Here is a 14,666-nt window from a genome sequence, read left to right as displayed (position 1 = left end):
CCCATTTTTTAAGCATCAACCAGACTCCTTCACCTATTCATCCATTTGAAATTCACGAAAATTTAAACCCTCGTGATCAAAAGTTGAAAAACGAAATGATTTTAGTTAGCTATGAATAATTCAGGACTTACTGTAACTGTATTAAGAAATGTTCTTAGCTCTTAGTCAAAATGCATTCTTACGAGTGTATTTGTACTTAGAAACAGTTTACTCATAATTTACTTTTGTTACCTGTGCAATAGACTTCATCTTTTTTATCATCATTAAGGTTCAATTCTTTATAACTTAGACATAAACATAAGCTTGGTATTATTAATTCATACTCTTTATAGAGGATTGGAAAAATCCAACCCCCTCTGTTTATTAATTGAATACACAAGGAATCGGATTTGTAATAATCTGCAAAAACATTTATTAACAGTCCGTATTTTTAGACTTATGAAGAGGTGGAGGAATTAACCATCCTTTTTCTTTACTAAGCTTTAAAAATTTACCGCCTAGCGCTACTTTTTCCATGTGGAACTGGCTGAACATTGCTGCGATATCCTCACGTACACACTGTCCAATCAATTGGCTACAAGCAACTAAACCTGCTGCAATATCGCGCGAAACAGAAGCCGCAACTTCTGGATCTTGAACTCGAGCACCTACTGGAATATCATCTAAGCAAGCTTCAGGACGTTCTGGAGGTGTTGGAGGTAAACCTATTCCGTTTTCTTTTAATAATTTTTCTATCGCTTTCATCTCTTCTTGACATTGTTCAATTGATTGTTGAACTAATTTATGTAGGTCTTTGTCACCTACGTGATTTAAAAATGTTTGATATCCAGACACTAAAGCTTTTGATGTTGAAACAAAAGACCAAGTTCCAAATACCTCACCGTAGTGCATTGGCTCATCTGTTGGATTTCCACTTAAAATACCCATTTTTTCATCCTTAACATATTTATAACGGTGTGCTACCTTCCATCTTGCGCACAAGCATTAATATAACCATTACCTAAACAATCATTCAATTTAATAAAAAATGTATATAATCTATTTGTTTAGACAAGCTATTCAACGTATCTAGATGCACACAGAGATAGTCAAGCCCTTTATTAAGTAAACGTGAAAAATATCTATGGTACGTATTATACTGTCTCCCATCCCATTAAGTCTGGGAGACAGCCTTCCCTCATCGAAACTCTCCCCACCTAAGAAACATAGTTAACGTACAACATCCTTCTCCTTGAGACTGAGCAGGCATAATTAACAACAGACCATCTGGATTGTACTTGGCTGTTACAGATGTACTTATCCCTATCGATTTAATCAGGTTGTCGACCTGTATGTGATTTCCAGCCTGAGCTGCTGTCATCAAGGTCTGAGAAAACTTCGGTTCAGCTATTTTTTTCAATAAAGCATTTGCTTCAAGAGTAATTTTTTGAAGGGAACTGACAGAATGACTGAAAATAGAAGTATCAACTGACGGCGACTGTGGTTGACGATTCATTCGCTGCTGAAAATATGGATAATAATATGGATAATAATACATAAAACACCTCTTCATTTTACATAGTTACTTATTTTTATGTACTCTTTTCATGTTCGGTGAATGAAGGACTAGACGCCATACTCTTTACTTCTAGAATGCTGCTTCGTTGATCTTTTATATTTTTCATTTAGCACATGATTCAATTTATTTCACTTTTCATTTCATCTCCTAAATTTTGATTTTTAACATCAAAAAAGACACTAATCGCTACATAATGATTAGTGCCCTCTGGTCAGTTAGGGGAGAATTGATTTTTTAATCCTTTATCTCATTAATACATATTTCGAACAGCTCGAGCGTTATAGTTGTAATTCTTCAAGCTTTTTTTGTAAAGATGCGACCTGTCGTTCTAACTCTCTCAATCTTATTTCTTGTTCAACATTTTCTTGTTGTTCAGACGCCTGTTCTTCAATTACCTCATCAATCGCAAATTTTGCTGCATATGTCGCTATAATATCCGCTATAGTACCAAGTACGCAGATAATAAATATAGCTTTAAAAATGAGAATATAGATCATATTTACCTATTAGATAATAAAGAGATTAAGAGAAATCTTGAAAAAGGCAAAGGATTTGCCTTTACAGGAGGAATATTTAGTACTCTTGGTATTGGAATACAAGCTGTGATGTTAGCTTTGGCTATAATAGGTTACACGGCTGTCTTTTTTTAAATATTTATGAAAATTTTTTCACTATTACTTTATAGTTATTACAAAATGAATAACATCCTACTCTTATGAGCAGATCTACCACCAATAACTTTTTATTTTTTACCTTTTAGTTCTAACAGCATAGGTGCTATATTTAGTAAAATAGAAACAATTGTTAAAAACCATACTGCCTTTTCCATAGTAGGAACAACATCCATTAAAGCTGACCAATCTTCACCTTTTACCCAATCAGATACAAGACTATGTTCTGCACAGAGTGTCAGTGCCGTGAATGATAATCCCATCGCCATCGCAAGTTTATAATCTTTTCCTGTTTTATACATATACAGATTTATAATAGTTGCCACTATGGCAATAAGCCCTAATAATAACCACATAATAATGCCTCCATTATATTTTATTTATGTTGAAAATATAAATTAAACGGTCCAGTTACCTATTTTATAGTCATATCTGCTAGCTATACAAACACACTTTTATATAATACCATAAAAGGTAAATTATTACTTATTGTAATAAAAAAAGATTTTTTATTTCTACAGTTTTTACTATCAAAATGGAAAGATAGCTCCATAAAAAGACGCCTCGATACATTATGCCAAGGTGTTTCCTAACAATTAATACTGACTTTTTTATTGATTGCATTGCTATAAGGAAACTGGTGTGTGGAATAAGTTTCACATCATCAAAGGCTTCTAGAAATCATATTTCGCAAATTATTAATTGGCTTCGTGGATGCTTGTGGTAAGAAGGTGGTCAAGTCTTAAAATGTTAAAGAAATACGCCCCCAATAAAAAAAGCCTGAATGACTGCAAATGCAGTCATATCAGGCTTTCTACCAATTAATATTGGCTCATGTATTGATCGCGTTCCCATGGGTGAACTTGTGTGCGGAACATATCCCACTCAATTTCCTTAGCTTCGATGAAGTGTTCAGCTAAGTGCTCACCTAATGCAGAAACCATGATTTCGTTAGCTTGGAAGCTATCTAAAGCTTGAGCTAGCGTAGCAGGTAAATCTACGATACCTTCTTTTACGCGCTCTTCTTTAGTCATTACATAGATGTTGCGGTCAATTGGTTTTGGAGCTTCAAGATTGTTCTTGATTCCGTCTAAACCAGCTTTTAGTAATACAGCCATCGCTAGGTATGGGTTAGCAGCTGGGTCTACGCTACGTACCTCAACACGAGTTCCTACTCCGCGAGAAGCTGGGATACGAATTAATGGGCTACGGTTGCGTGCAGACCATGCAACGTAACAAGGAGCTTCGTAACCAGGTACTAAACGCTTGTAAGAGTTTACCGTTGGGTTTGTTACAGCAGTGAAGCTGTGAGCGTGCTTAATGATACCAGCGATGAATTGACGAGCTGTATCACTTAACTCTAAGTTTCCGTTTGCATCATAGAATGCATTTTGGCCATCTTTGAATAGTGAAAGGTTGCAGTGCATACCTGAACCGTTCACACCGAACAATGGTTTTGGCATGAATGTTGCGTGTAAGCCGTGCTTACGAGCAATTGTTTTAACTACTAGTTTAAATGTTTGGATGTCATCGCAAGCTCTTAATGCGCCAGCATATTTGAAGTCAATCTCATGTTGACCAGGAGCTACCTCATGGTGAGATGCTTCAATTTCAAAGCCCATTTCTTCAAGCTCTAATACGATGTCACGACGGCAGTTTTCACCAAGGTCAGTTGGTGCTAGGTCGAAGTAGCCACCTTTATCGTTTAATTCTAACGTTGGCTCTCCTTTTTCATCTAGCTTGAATAAGAAGAATTCTGGCTCAGGCCCAAGGTTAAAATCACTGAATCCTAAGTCTTCCATTTCTTTTAATATACGCTTTAAGTTGTTACGTGGGTCTCCATCAAATGGAGTTCCGTCTGGATTGTAGATGTCACAAATGAAACGTGCAACTTTACCTTTTTCAGACGTCCAAGGGAATACAACAAACGTGTCTGGATCTGGATATAAGTACATATCAGATTCTTCGATACGTACGAAACCTTCGATTGAAGAACCGTCAAACATCATCTTGTTGTCTAACGCTTTTTCTAATTGACTTACTGGAATTTCAACGTTTTTGATTGTTCCTAAAATGTCAGTGAACTGAAGGCGAATGTATTTTACATTCTCTTCCTGAACCTTTTTGAAAATATCTTCTTTTGTGTACTTTGCCATCGTGTGATCCTCCCCTAAATCTAAAAAATATTTATAGTTTATATACTTCCTGTTAACGAAGCATATAAATACTTACAATTTTTAATGAAAGAACCGAGACATATCTCCTTGATTGAGCGTTGCTTTGTTAAAGCGTCCTGCTTGCATTAACTCAGCGCGAAGCATCTTGCGTAACTCTTCATCTGATAGCTCAGATTTGCTTGCTTCTGCTACAACCTTTTCATCTTCTGGTTTTGCCTCTTTTTTATGCCCTTCTTGCGCTTTCTGAACTTGAAATAGCTGCTTAACACCAGCTAAGTTTACACCTTGTTCAATTAAGTCACGAATTTCTAGTAATTTATCAACATCGTTAAACGAGAATAATCGACGATTACCTTCAGATCGTACAGGTGTAACTAATTCATGTTCCTCATAGTAGCGAATTTGGCGAGCCGACAACTCAGTTAACTGCATCACAATTCCAATTGGGAAAAGCGGCGTATTTCTTCGTATGTTGTCACTCATCTCAGTTCCTCCTTTGATTAACTAGTTTCATTGTATGCCATGTTAGTTTATCTGTCAACTATATGTGAGCAATTCTCACATAAAAATTTTTAGAATATTTCACGAATACAATAAAATAGCGATTTTAGTTTATTTTTAATTTGTTTTTATACACGATAGCTCATCTTTTTGTCTTGCTGAGCAAGATTATACTTAAATTAACTTTTTCAAAATCATTGAATCAATTGCTGTGCAGATAGCTACTTTAACGTGAGCATACGTTAAACCACCTTGTACATAAGCAACATACGGTGGACGGATTGGACCATCTGCCGTTAGCTCTAAGCTAGCCCCTTGAACAAACGTACCGGCTGCCATGATTACATCGTCTTCATATCCTGGCATATAAGCTGGGTATGCCGTCACGTGCGAATTAATTGGCGACGCGTATTGAATTGCTTGGCAAAACGCCACCATCTTATCCCGATCATCAAACTGAACGGACTGAATTAAGTCTGTTCGCTCAGCGTCCCACTTTGGTTCTGACTGCATCCCAAGTTTTTCAAACATGGCCGAAGAAAATACAGCCCCCTTTAAAGCCTGCCCTACAACGTGCGGAGCTAAAAAGAAACCTTGATACATTTCCTGTAGGCTGTACAGCGTTGCACCAGCTTCTGCTCCAATACCTGGCGTTGTCATGCGGTAAGAGCATGCTTCAACCAACTCTTTACGTCCAGCAATATAGCCACCGATTTTCGCTAACCCACCGCCTGGATTTTTAATGAGAGAGCCTGCAATTAAATCAGCTCCAACATGAGATGGCTCTATTGTCTCTACAAATTCTCCGTAACAGTTATCTACAAATACGATAACGTCTGGCTTGATGCTTTTCACAAAAGCAATCATTTCTTTAATTTGGCTGACCGTAAACGAAGGACGAATTCCATAACCTTTTGAACGCTGAATACCAATCATTTTCGTTGTATCCGTAATGGCCGCTTTCACTTCTTCAAGGTCTACTCGCCCTTCTTTTGTTAAATCTACGGCTTTATATCCAATGTTATACTCTTTCAGTGAACCAACGCCAGACCCTCTAATTCCAACGATTTCTTCAAGCGTATCGTATGGCTTACCGGTAATGTATAAAAGGTCATCACCAGGTCGCAACACACCGAATAGCGAAATGCCTATTGCATGCGTACCTGAAATAATTTGGGGACGTACAAGGCACGCTTCCGTTCCAAATACATCAGCATATACCTTTTCAAGCGTATCTCTTCCTAAATCATCATAACCATAGCCCGTGGAGGGAATGAAATGTGAATCACTCACCTGGTTTTGTTGAAAGCTTTGCAGCACGCGAAACTGATTTGCTTCAATCACTTCATCAATTCGTTCATGAATCGGCTTAATTTGCTGCTCCACTTCCTTTGCTAACCTTTTAATTCTCTCTCCGTTTGCTAACTGATCAAACATCATTTTCTATCTTCCTCAACTTTCTTCTATCATTCTTAGCTGCTTATAAATTGGGTGCTCTTTTGCAATATAGCCTCGGCACTCGTACTTTTCTTTTTCCTCATTAAACTTTAGGGAGTCAACCAGCGCAACGGTTTTTAACTCCGCCAACAGCTTGCCCTCATCCGAAGGAATAAATAGATGAAAGTACTCCATCTCTTTCTTCATTTCATCCTGGATCTTTGTTCCCAGCAAAGCGAGATCTTCCTTATTAAAAGCGCTGATTAAAACAGAAGCAGGTGTGGTCGGCACAAATAATTCATGCTTCACATCTCGCTTATTATAAACGGTTAACATCGGAATATCTTCTACATCTAATTCCGCTAATAGCTTGTGAACAGTTTGCTCATGGTTGTGATAGTCTGGATTACCAGAGTCGACCACGTGTAAAATGAAATCAGCTTCTGTCACTTCTTCTAATGTGGAACGAAACGCAGCAACAAGCGTTGTTGGCAAATCTTGAATGAACCCAACCGTATCTGTTAAAAGAGCAGTTAAGCCGGACGGCATCGTATACTGTCTCGTCGTTGGATCAAGGGTTGCAAACAGCTGATTTTCTTCATAAATGCCCGCTTCTGTTAAACGATTGAAAAGCGTTGACTTACCGGCGTTTGTGTATCCTACTATAGCGATTTGATATACGTGGTTACGCTTTCTTCTCTCTCGGTAGCGCTCCCTGTGACTGACGACTGTTTTTAACTGACGCTTAATTTCATCGATTTTACGACGAATATGACGTCGATCGCTTTCAAGTTTCGTTTCACCTGGACCTCTTGTACCAATTCCTCCTCCTAAGCGAGAAAGTGCTGTTCCCTGTCCAACTAGGCGAGGGAGTAAGTAGTTTAGCTGCGCAAGCTCAACCTGCAGCTTTCCTTCTTTTGTTTGCGCACGCTGCGCAAAAATATCTAAAATCAGCTGCGTTCGGTCAATGATTCGAGCTTCTAGCTGACTGGATAAATTACGAATTTGACTCGGTGAAAGCTCATCGTTAAACACAATTAAATCTGGCTCTAGCTCTTCTTCAAGCGCAACGAGCTCTTCCACTTTTCCTTTTCCGATATATGTAGCTGGATGTATACGGTCGCGCTTTTGAGACAAGCGTACTAGAACCTCACCCTGTGCTGTTTCAGTTAATGATGCTAGTTCATCCATCGAATACTCAAAGCGCTCATCATCATCGTGAAGCTGACACCCCACTAAAATCACACGCTCAAGCTCTTGTTTCATCTCAAATGTCAATGACTTTCCTTCCCTTACTGTTAAAGTATTAACGCACTCATATCATAACAAAAAAACACGATTTTCTCTATCTTCTTCAAAGATGCAGAATAGATTGTTTTTACTAGTTTATCACGCTTTGTTTCTTTTAAGAAATTATCCCTAAAAAAACGTTGAAATTCTGCTCAATAGTGGATACAATTTGAATGACTTTATTATTGTAATACTTTCTAACAAACAACGAATTTTTATACATAAAGGGGAAGTTGCGATGACATGGGACGTTTTGAGCATCATCGGCACCATTGCTTTTGCAGTTAGCGGGGCGTTTATTGCAATGGAAGAAGAATATGATATTTTAGGAGTTTACATTCTAGGAATCGTCACAGCGTTTGGCGGTGGCGCCATCCGTAACTTATTAATTGGTGTACCAGTATCTGCTCTTTGGGAGCAGGGATTATTTTTTCAAATTGCGCTATTATCGATTACGGCAACCTTTTTGTTTCCAAACAGCATCTTAAGACAGTGGAAACGTTGGGGGAACTTTTCTGACGCAATTGGGCTTGCGGCTTTTGCCATTCAAGGCGCACTCTATGCTACCAGCATGGGACACCCCTTAAGCGCTGTTATCGTTGCTGCTGTATTAACAGGTAGCGGCGGTGGGATTGTACGCGACTTGCTTGCTCGCCGAAAACCGACCGTTTTAAAAGATGAAATCTATGCGCTTTGGGCAATTCTTGCAGGCTTGATTGTTGGCCTTCAAATCGCAAGCTCTCCGGTAGAGCTTTACGTATTATTTGGTTTGCTTGTTGCATGTCGTATGCTATCTTATATGTACAAATGGAAGCTGCCAATTCGTTCAATTCGCCAACCAAATATGTAATAAAAAACTGCACTCCAATCGTTAGATATAGTCTAACAATTGAAGGTGCAGTTTTTTTATGACTAAATTTACACCAGAATTGAAATTGCCTATTATAAAAGAGGAAATTAATACACTAAATAAGGAGAATGAGAAATTGCAGAAACTACAACGAATATCTAATCGCGTCACATATTTACCACCCTATCAAGAAACAGATCGTCCGATTCTAGCAGCAGTTACAGGAGAAGAAAGAACACTATTAATTGATGCTGGCAATTCATCAAGCCATGCAAGATTGTTTCTAGAACAACTAAAAGAAAACCATATTAAAGGGGACTGGGTTGTTCTTACTCATGGAGATTGGGATCATATATTCGGCATGAGCGAAGTAAATATGCCAACTATTTCTCATTTCAAAACTCATGACAGGATAAAAAATTACAGAGTCTATCTTGGGAAGATCAATACTTAGATCAACGTGTTAAAGAAGGAACAGAAATCCCATTCTGTTCTGAAGCAATACAAAAAGAGCTAGGGAATTATCGAGACGTCTTTCTTCCTCTACCTCACATTACATTCGATAACCGAATGACAGTCAATTTAGGCGGAGTGCATTGTCTAATTGAACATGTAGGTGGAGATCATGCTGTTGATTCTAGTATTATTTATGTTCTTGAAGAAAAAATTCTTTTTCTAGGAGATTGTACTACAGAATCAAAAGAAAGAGTTCCCTTATTTTTTTATAAGAGAACTCTTTAACACCTCTATTTTTTCTTTCCATCTAGTAAGTGAGACAACACAACAATAATTAACATAAGTCCCACAAAAGTTCCAGAAGTAGATACTTCCATATCTAAAAACCTAGGGCCTACTACGTAATTTACTATGAATATTAATGATGCAAAAATTAATAATACCCTATATATCATTCTAACCCTCCTTGATTACAACTATTGTCTCCAAGGTATACCCATCGACTTATTTATCTTACCAGTTATAGGATTTCTAGCCATATGGAATCTAATACCATATTTTCCATTTCCTGAAATATTCTTAATAGTATATCCCGCAGCCCATAGGATACTTGAAACAAAACCTGCATACGGAATTATCTTTCCTAATTTTGTAGTATTGCATATAACTGCACTAAGACCTGCGATAGCACCTGTAGCGCCTTGAGATTCATCTATTATATTTACAAATTTCTTTGTAAGACAAGAATCAAAGTAGGCTGTAGCTCTTGTACCTTTCCAACTTATCACACCACCTGTTACTCCGTGGCAAGAAGCTTTTGCCATAGCAACCATTTCATTACTATTATTAACCAACTCTTCAGATGTTTCAACCAGGTTTTCTCTTTTATTGTTAACAAGCAAATACTTATTCACTTGAACTGTCTCTTCGTCAGTGTCAGGATTCAACACAAGTGTTTCATATTCATATCTTTCACCATCATCCTCAATAACTGAAAAAGAACTTTCTAGTTCATCAGATTGAATTATTTCAAAGCCATCTAAATATTCTTCCGCCATCTCTGTAATCTCATCTTCGTTAAAACTTTGCTCAGCAGCTTCTACTTTATTGACCTCTCCGTAGATTGGTAGAGTTGTTCCTATTAACAGAACTAAAGACAATAATGCTAATAACCTTCTTTTCATTTCTCTCTCCTTTATTATTTTGGTTCTGGTGCAAAAACTTCAAAATATCTGCAGGTAATCTCCCAAACTTGGACAAACTGATACTAGTATTCTAAAAGAAGGACGTGATCAGTATGGAAAAGAAAAATCTATTCAAATGGAAACAGTATCAACCTGATATTATTTTATTAACCGTAAGATGGTACCTACGGTACAATCTCAGTTTTCGTGATGTAGTCGAAATGATGGAAGAACGCGGACTATCGATTGCTCATACAACGATCATGCGCTGGGTTCACCAGTATGGTCCTGAATTAGATGAGCGAGTACGACGTCATCTTAAGTCAACCAATGATTCTTGGCGAGTCGATGAGACGTATGTGAAAGTCAAAGGTCAATGGATGTACCTCTATCGTGCCGTTGATTCAGAAGGAAATACGATTGATTTTTATTTAAACAAAACAAGAGATCATAAGGCTGCAAAGCGCTTTTTCAAGAAAGCTTTGCGGTCTTTTCATGTTTCCAAGCCCCGTGTGATCACAGTAGACAAGAACCCAGCCTATCCTATGGCGATTGAAGAGTTGAAGAAAGAGAAAAAGATGCCGGTAGGCATTCAAATACGGCAGGTAAAATATCTGAATAACATCGTAGAACAGGATCATCGATTTATTAAAAAACGAGTGCGCTCTATGTTAGGGTTAAAATCTTTTCGTACAGCTACATCTATTATTTGTGGAATAGAAGCGATGCATATGACAATAAAAAAAGGGCAACTTATTTCACGAGACAAGTCAACGTTAACTTGTTACAAAGAAAAGTAACTAACGTAGCATAAAATTTAGTTTCATCTATTTAAAAATCGTTACCTACTTCTCATCATTTACTTATGATTATGCAGCTATTAGCCCCCTCAATTTGCTTCTCTTTACACTTCATCCGGATTCGTATCCATTCTTTTACTCTTTGCATACGAGAGCCAAAAGCCATTTGAAATAAACCTGTCAATTGATAATCAAAAAATTCCTGTTTTCTTACTCTCACCAACGCCTCTTCATAAGAGGAAAAGCCTAACTGTTCAAAAAGGAAATAGTCCATGGTTGCTTGGATAGATTCTTCATCTTTCCAACAATTCAAGGGAACATTCGCAAAGTGCCAGAGTTTAAATACGTCTGGATAAACTGCTTGGATAGCTTGAAAGGGAGATTGTCCAAAAATATTAAATACACCGTTTAAATTATGCTTTTTAAAAAAATGATGGTTCACGTGTGAAGGAACTTCTTCGAGAGGAATATTTAATTCATTCTCTATTACATGTTTGATCGCTCTAATTGCTCGGTTTCTTCCTTCTTCACCGAACCAATATTTATGAGGAACTTGTTGAAATTCCCATGGTTTGAAGCGCCCTGGATAGGCATTCTCTATAACATCATAATAATTCCATCCATAGATCAGTGCAGGGGATTTTAAACGATGGGACCATAGAATACTTGCTTTGACTCTGAAAGGAATTTCGTCAATGGGAATTAGTAACCGTTCTTCAAGCAAATAACATGTCATATGTTTCATATACGTTTTCCCTTCTTTGCCTGCGAAGAAATTATTAGGAAAACGTTTGACTTTTCCATCTAAAATATTTTGATAAATTTCAATGACATGTTCTCGACTCATTCTTTACCCCCCCTTCTGTTAAAATTTAGTGTATACGTAGTATGGAGAAGATGGGGGTTATGATATACATAAGAGGTATCAATAAAACAATTGTTAAGATAAATCTGTTCCTATTTTGGATTATATGTAAATGAAAATTTTAATGTAATCAAGGTACTCTTTGAAGTTTGAATATCAGAAATAGTAAAAGAACTGTACTGTTACTAATTCGGCCGTTGAGAAAAACAGATTTTTCGTTAAAAATTCAAGGTACTATATGGATTAAAAAGTATAGAATATAACTTAATTAGTACCTTTTCAAATAGAATTGCTACGTTAATAGAAGCTAAGGATTACTTATGTATTAAATTAGATTTTCATCTACATCAAAGTGATATTCAAGAACTTTTGAATCATGGATTCTCTAGTAGTTCAAGAAGAAAGATTTTATCTGATGTCTTTCTTAAAAACATGTCAAATAAATCTCCAGATGAAATTAAAGAGTTATTATCTAAGAAATATTCTTTTCATTTTTGTAGCCATTATATTTTTAGGTTAGATCGTAAATCGTATTGAAAATGACAGGTTAAAAAGCCCTTTCTATGAAGTAAGAGCTTTCAATTTTGCATTATTTATTTTTAATGATGAAAATAGACCCTTTGACTACAAAAAGAGTAATACCTATACTAAATTTTAATAAAATACGTTAATTATTTCTTTATATGAGGTTATAGATTTAATTATTATATATTTGTATATAAGGAGTATTAACTACACGTTCTAAGTGGGAACGAACAATTTCCATCACACCTTCTTTTTGGACTCGAGCTTGAACAAGATTTGTCATAAACTGCTTCACAGGAAGACCTTTTTGTATTTATTTATTTGCATAAGATATTTTACGCTCTCTTTACATCATAATAATATTACAATTTAGCTTGTAATATAGATAATCCTTTATCCTTTTAGTGGCTTATGGATTTTTTTCTCCATATGACTTTTGATTTAATTCTAAGGAATATAGCACCTCTGAATTTTCTTTTCAGGACTTCTAAACTTGAACTATATATAATCTCTTCTTTCAAGTAATGCTTCGTTTCTCGTTTTCCTTTTGTATAAATATTGTTATCAAAAGACAATGTCATTTTATAAAGTAAGTTACCTTGTTTTTCGATAGTGGCGTGATATGTTCCTAAATAATGGCCTGACTGATCATACCCCTTTGTCCTTCCTTCCCACCTCGCCATTTACATTGCATCCCCTTGTAGAAAATAAGTTTTGTACTGAAATTTAAGAAGATCCTTTGAAAATACCAATGCTCTTTGAATAGTAAGAAACAGGATAATTATTTGTTATTTCCTATCCCTTGTCACTGTACTATTACAAATGTAAAGGTACATTTTCATGCTTACTTAGTAATCTTTTTTTCACCAACCAAGCTCCCCCCATAACTCCTGCATCATTTCCTAACGTAGCAATGGCTAACTCCACCCCTTGTGCTACCCTTGGAAAGGCAAAGCGAATAAACTGATTCTTTAAAGGTACTAACAGTGCATCTCCTGCTTTGGAAACTCCTCCACCAATGATAATTTTCTCAGGGTTTAATCCATTCGCAAGGTGTGATAATGCTAAGCCTAAATAAAGGGCAACTTTTTCAATCACCTTATTAGCTAATTCATCACCCTCATTCGCTACTTCAAACACTAGCTCAGATGATAATGTTTGGCGTTCATCGTAAAAATTCCTCAGTTTACTTGCTGTATGGGTAGAAGATAATTCTTCAATCATTAAACGAACAATGCCTGTGGCAGATGCTATTGTTTCAATACATCCAGTTTTCCCACAATTACAATGCATCCCACCTTCCACAATAGAGGTGATATGGCCAATTTCGCCACCTGCACCATTTATGCCGTGTACAATTTCACCATTGGCAATGATTCCTCCCCCAACTCCCGTACCTAATGTGACACATAATAAATCTTTTGACCCTTCCCCAGCACCCTTCCACATCTCCCCAATGGCTGCTACATTTGCATCGTTATCAACAATAACTGGTAAGGATGTTTCTATTTCAAGAAGATCCCTCAAGGGGAAGTTTTCCCATCCTAAATTAATCGCCACATCAACAGAACCAGTTCCTACGTTAACAGGACCTGGAGCCCCAATCCCTATCCCCATTAACTTCTGTTTTTCTTGTCCCAACTTGTTTAATGTTTGATCAATTGATTTAGCTATACCAGCTGGAATATGTCTCCCTTTTTCTTTTATATTGGACGGAATTTCCCACTTATAAATAAACTCACCGTTTTGATTAATAAATCCCATTTTAATAGTTGTACCGCCTATATCCACACCTACTAACCATTTTTCATCCATCATCATTCATCCTTTTTTATTTAAGTTGACAAGTAACTGTATTCCTTCACCATATAGCAAAATAAGATTAAATCTCTTAATCCTATCTTGCCACCTACTGTACAGCTAAAATTATTTATATAGTAATTAAGAAACTTAACTCCTATCATTCCTTGTTCAATAGAAATTTTTCTAGGGCTATGATAGCCCAGGCCTCGTCTTTGCCATCTGCGGTAAGTTTGATTTCTTCACCTTGTCTAACTGCTAAGGCCATAACCCCCATAATACTTTTCCCAACTACCTTTTTCCCATTTTTCACAATATTAATGTCACTGTTAAAAGAAGAGGCTTTCCCTACAAATTCAGCACCAGATCGAGCTTGGAGGCCATGCTGAAGAAGTACGACAACCTTTTTTTCTACCATTGATTCTCACTCTACCCTTCGTAATTTATTTATATTTTGTCACTAGCGTCGCATAAATTTTAACTGAATTTTCTGTTTTCTTATTTTTCCTTTTATAAAGAAAAACGAATACTCTTGAACAGAGGTAGTAAACA

Annotated in this window: 15 protein-coding genes and 1 pseudogene; 3 read left to right on the top strand and 13 right to left on the bottom strand. The window is 36.7% G+C overall.

The window, feature by feature from the left end; genetic code table 11:
• Positions 1-414: 414 nt before the first annotated feature.
• The 8 genes from AC1UFB_RS16585 to hflX all read right to left on the bottom strand — a co-directional run bounded on the left by AC1UFB_RS16585 (position 415) and on the right by hflX (position 7,622).
• The gene (locus AC1UFB_RS16585; RefSeq protein WP_061786050.1) at positions 415-927 is read right to left on the bottom strand and encodes a DUF3231 family protein; all 513 of its coding nucleotides are present in this window, start codon (positions 925-927) and stop codon (positions 415-417) included.
• 250 nt (positions 928-1,177) lie between these two features.
• Positions 1,178-1,537 carry a YuzC family spore coat inner layer protein gene (locus AC1UFB_RS16580; protein ID WP_482589514.1) on the bottom strand — a complete coding sequence of 120 codons (360 nt, stop codon included), beginning with the start codon at positions 1,535-1,537 and terminating at the stop codon, positions 1,178-1,180.
• 299 nt (positions 1,538-1,836) lie between these two features.
• Positions 1,837-2,055, bottom strand: coding sequence for a hypothetical protein (locus tag AC1UFB_RS16575; protein WP_100346979.1), 219 nt, complete (start codon positions 2,053-2,055; stop codon positions 1,837-1,839).
• A 245-nt stretch (positions 2,056-2,300) separates the two neighbouring features.
• On the bottom strand, positions 2,301-2,585 hold the full coding sequence (locus AC1UFB_RS16570; protein ID WP_100346978.1) for a hypothetical protein: 285 nt from the start codon (positions 2,583-2,585) through the stop codon (positions 2,301-2,303).
• A 465-nt stretch (positions 2,586-3,050) separates the two neighbouring features.
• On the bottom strand, positions 3,051-4,385 hold the full coding sequence (gene glnA, locus AC1UFB_RS16565) for a type I glutamate--ammonia ligase (protein WP_025908619.1): 1,335 nt from the start codon (positions 4,383-4,385) through the stop codon (positions 3,051-3,053).
• A gap of 81 nt (positions 4,386-4,466) precedes the next feature.
• Entirely contained in the window at positions 4,467-4,889 is a 423-nt protein-coding gene (locus AC1UFB_RS16560) for a MerR family transcriptional regulator (RefSeq protein ID WP_062686192.1), read from the bottom strand.
• Between the two features lie 192 nt (positions 4,890-5,081).
• Entirely contained in the window at positions 5,082-6,344 is a 1,263-nt protein-coding gene (locus AC1UFB_RS16555; RefSeq protein WP_025908617.1) for a methionine gamma-lyase family protein, read from the bottom strand.
• 15 nt (positions 6,345-6,359) lie between these two features.
• Positions 6,360-7,622 (bottom strand): GTPase HflX, encoded by a 1,263-nt coding sequence (hflX, locus tag AC1UFB_RS16550; RefSeq protein ID WP_025908616.1) that lies wholly within the window; start codon positions 7,620-7,622, stop codon positions 6,360-6,362.
• A 250-nt stretch (positions 7,623-7,872) separates the two neighbouring features.
• Here hflX and AC1UFB_RS16545 point away from each other — a divergent pair, with 250 nt between their 5' ends.
• A complete protein-coding gene (locus AC1UFB_RS16545; protein WP_061785712.1) occupies positions 7,873-8,484 on the top strand; it encodes a trimeric intracellular cation channel family protein in 612 nt (203 codons plus the stop codon).
• Between the two features lie 136 nt (positions 8,485-8,620).
• Positions 8,621-9,171: pseudogene (locus AC1UFB_RS16540) on the top strand (MBL fold metallo-hydrolase); the annotation flags it as partial.
• A gap of 245 nt (positions 9,172-9,416) precedes the next feature.
• Here AC1UFB_RS16540 and AC1UFB_RS16535 read toward each other — a convergent pair.
• Positions 9,417-10,124, bottom strand: a complete 708-nt coding sequence (locus AC1UFB_RS16535) for a hypothetical protein (protein WP_482589513.1) — start codon at positions 10,122-10,124, stop codon at positions 9,417-9,419.
• 113 nt (positions 10,125-10,237) lie between these two features.
• Here AC1UFB_RS16535 and AC1UFB_RS16530 point away from each other — a divergent pair, with 113 nt between their 5' ends.
• Positions 10,238-10,924 (top strand): IS6 family transposase, encoded by a 687-nt coding sequence (locus AC1UFB_RS16530; RefSeq protein ID WP_482589512.1) that lies wholly within the window; start codon positions 10,238-10,240, stop codon positions 10,922-10,924.
• A 55-nt stretch (positions 10,925-10,979) separates the two neighbouring features.
• Here the strand turns inward: AC1UFB_RS16530 and AC1UFB_RS16525 are convergent, their stop codons facing one another.
• The 4 genes from AC1UFB_RS16525 to AC1UFB_RS16510 form a co-directional block, all read right to left on the bottom strand.
• Positions 10,980-11,771, bottom strand: coding sequence for a DUF4046 domain-containing protein (locus AC1UFB_RS16525; RefSeq protein WP_482589511.1), 792 nt, complete (start codon positions 11,769-11,771; stop codon positions 10,980-10,982).
• A gap of 944 nt (positions 11,772-12,715) precedes the next feature.
• Positions 12,716-12,997: a hypothetical protein gene (locus AC1UFB_RS16520; RefSeq protein ID WP_482589510.1), complete on the bottom strand. Its 282-nt coding sequence runs from the start codon at positions 12,995-12,997 to the stop codon at positions 12,716-12,718.
• A 133-nt stretch (positions 12,998-13,130) separates the two neighbouring features.
• On the bottom strand, positions 13,131-14,129 hold the full coding sequence (locus tag AC1UFB_RS16515) for an ROK family glucokinase (protein WP_482589509.1): 999 nt from the start codon (positions 14,127-14,129) through the stop codon (positions 13,131-13,133).
• Positions 14,130-14,274: 145 nt separating this feature from the next.
• Positions 14,275-14,532, bottom strand: a complete 258-nt coding sequence (locus tag AC1UFB_RS16510; protein WP_182031138.1) for an HPr family phosphocarrier protein — start codon at positions 14,530-14,532, stop codon at positions 14,275-14,277.
• Positions 14,533-14,666: the final 134 nt, after the last annotated feature.

The sequence above is a fragment of the Priestia sp. KCTC 13724 genome (genome assembly GCF_056820425.1).
This window is presented reverse-complemented; position numbering and strand designations above follow the sequence as displayed.

Bases quoted from the DNA above. Each gene is read 5' to 3' on its own strand.
- AC1UFB_RS16585 (WP_061786050.1), bottom strand. From the start codon at position 927: ATGGGTATTTTAAGTGGAAATCCAACAGATGAGCCAATGCACTACGGT.
- AC1UFB_RS16580 (WP_482589514.1), bottom strand. From the start codon at position 1,537: ATGTATTATTATCCATATTATTATCCATATTTTCAGCAGCGAATGAAT.
- AC1UFB_RS16575 (WP_100346979.1), bottom strand. From the start codon at position 2,055: ATGATCTATATTCTCATTTTTAAAGCTATATTTATTATCTGCGTACTT.
- AC1UFB_RS16570 (WP_100346978.1), bottom strand. From the start codon at position 2,585: ATGTGGTTATTATTAGGGCTTATTGCCATAGTGGCAACTATTATAAAT.
- glnA (WP_025908619.1), bottom strand. From the start codon at position 4,385: ATGGCAAAGTACACAAAAGAAGATATTTTCAAAAAGGTTCAGGAAGAG.
- AC1UFB_RS16560 (WP_062686192.1), bottom strand. From the start codon at position 4,889: ATGAGTGACAACATACGAAGAAATACGCCGCTTTTCCCAATTGGAATT.
- AC1UFB_RS16555 (WP_025908617.1), bottom strand. From the start codon at position 6,344: ATGTTTGATCAGTTAGCAAACGGAGAGAGAATTAAAAGGTTAGCAAAG.
- AC1UFB_RS16545 (WP_061785712.1), top strand. From the start codon at position 7,873: ATGACATGGGACGTTTTGAGCATCATCGGCACCATTGCTTTTGCAGTT.
- AC1UFB_RS16535 (WP_482589513.1), bottom strand. From the start codon at position 10,124: ATGAAAAGAAGGTTATTAGCATTATTGTCTTTAGTTCTGTTAATAGGA.
- AC1UFB_RS16530 (WP_482589512.1), top strand. From the start codon at position 10,238: ATGGAAAAGAAAAATCTATTCAAATGGAAACAGTATCAACCTGATATT.
- AC1UFB_RS16525 (WP_482589511.1), bottom strand. From the start codon at position 11,771: ATGAGTCGAGAACATGTCATTGAAATTTATCAAAATATTTTAGATGGA.
- AC1UFB_RS16520 (WP_482589510.1), bottom strand. From the start codon at position 12,997: ATGGCGAGGTGGGAAGGAAGGACAAAGGGGTATGATCAGTCAGGCCAT.
- AC1UFB_RS16515 (WP_482589509.1), bottom strand. From the start codon at position 14,129: ATGGATGAAAAATGGTTAGTAGGTGTGGATATAGGCGGTACAACTATT.
- AC1UFB_RS16510 (WP_182031138.1), bottom strand. From the start codon at position 14,532: ATGGTAGAAAAAAAGGTTGTCGTACTTCTTCAGCATGGCCTCCAAGCT.